Below are 1,910 nucleotides of genomic sequence, written 5' to 3'. Positions count from 1 at the left end.
GATCGGGATGTTCGTCAATACGTTGGTGTTGCGGACGGAGGTGGATTCTTCGGAGAGCTTCGTCGATCTGCTCGCAGGTGTGCGGGAGGCTGATCTTCAGGCGTTTGCGCATGCGGATGTTCCGTTCGAGCGGTTGGTGGAGGTGCTCAATCCGGCGCGGTCGCAGGCTCGGAGTCCGTTGTTCCAGGTGATGTTGGCGTTCCAGAACATGGAGCAGTCGGCGTTGCAGTTGGGTGATCTGCGGGTTGCGGGTGTCGATGCCACTGCGGTGGCGGCGAAGTTCGATCTGTCCTTGACGGTGGTGGAGCAGTTCGACGAGGCGGGTGCTCCGGCGGGGATGGCGGCGTCGTTGACGTATGCGACGGATTTGTTCGACGAGTCGACGGTGGCAGGCTTTGCGGACAGGTTCGGGCGCATCCTGGCTGCGGTGGTCACGGATTCGTCGATACGATCGGGCGACATCGACTTGCTCGACGCGAGAGAACATACGGTGTTGACTAATGCGCTCCATGACGACTTGATGCCGCAGCGCAGGTTAGTGGATATCTTGACTGCGCGCAGTGAGGTGGGTAGCGAGTCTGTTGCAGTACGAACCAATGGCAAGTCGGTCACCTATCGCGAGCTTGACAGGCATTCGTCGCAATTGGCTCGTGTTCTCATCACGAATGGTGCGGGACCCGAATCGGTTGTGGCGATTGCGCTTCCACGCTCGTACGAGATGGTTCTAGCTGTTTGGGCAGTTGCCAAGTCGGGCGCCGCGTACGTGCCTGTCGATCCGAACTATCCCAGTGATCGTATCGCGCATATGATTTCGGACTCCGGCGCGTCGATGGGACTGACTACTTCGTCAAATGTTGATCGTGTGCCGGATGGTGTGATTTGGTTTGAAATCGATTCCACAGACTTCGCGGAGATCGTTGCAACATTTGCTTCATCCCCGATTGATGAGCATGAGCGGACAACGACGCTTATGCCAGACCATATTGCCTACATAATCTATACCTCGGGATCGACTGGCAGGCCTAAGGGCGTTGCTGTGACACACACGGGCCTGTTTGGCCTCTTGGAATACGCGAATGACCTATACGAGATCACAGCGAACTCACGTGTCCTGCACATTTGTGCGCCAATCTTCGACCCCTCCGTTCTTGAATGGATGGTTGCTTTCTATTCGGGGGCAACGCTAGTTGTGGTCCCCGCGTCGATTCTCGGTGGCGATGAATTGGCTGAATTGATGCGCGTGGAACGCGTTTCCAATGTCGTCATCACACCGGCAGTCCTAGGGACGATGGATCCAGCGGCGCTACCTGATCTCCGTGTTGTCTCTGTCGGCGGCGATGTTAGTTCTCCTGAGCTGCTGGCCAAGTGGGTGCAGGGGAGGATCTATTTCAATGCTTACGGGCCAACCGAGACAACGATCATTTCTACGTATGCAAGATTGGAAGCGGACAGTCAAATCACTATTGGTTCGCCGATCAATGGTGTCTCAGCATTGGTGCTCGACGAACGACTGAATCCGGTTCCGGTCGGCACGCGAGGTGAGCTATACCTAGCGGGGTCAGTTCTAGCTCGCGGATACCGAAACCGTCCGGATCTGACGGCAGACCGTTTTGTTCCCAACCCATTCTCGCCTGGCGGCTCGCGGATGTATCGCACCGGAGACATTGTCCGTTGGATAGGGAGCATCGATCAACTGCAACTCGAGTACGTTGGCCGCAGCGATTTCCAGGTCAAGATTCGGGGATATCGGATCGAACTCGGTGAAATTAACGCGGCACTGGAAAAGCACTCTCTCGTGGCGCAAGCCGTAACTCTCGGTAAAGAGTTGCAATCAGGGGTGACAGCGTTGGTGTCCTATGTGGTGCCGGCGTCGGGTGCGGTGGTTGATGCTGTGGCACTGGTGGATTCGT

At 56.6% G+C, this 1,910-nt stretch carries 1 protein-coding gene; it reads left to right on the top strand.

The genetic code is table 11. The annotated features are described in order from the left end of the window. Nucleotides 1-1,910: amino acid adenylation domain-containing protein (locus QMA15_RS32530; protein ID WP_290289284.1), on the top strand; the 1,910-nt coding region annotated here is incomplete at both ends.

Source organism: Rhodococcus sp. APC 3903 (assembly GCF_030407755.1).
Lineage (GTDB): Bacteria > Actinomycetota > Actinomycetes > Mycobacteriales > Mycobacteriaceae > Rhodococcus_F > Rhodococcus_F erythropolis.
The sequence above is the reverse complement of the archived record's forward strand: the minus strand, read 5'-3'. Positions and strand labels throughout refer to the sequence as shown.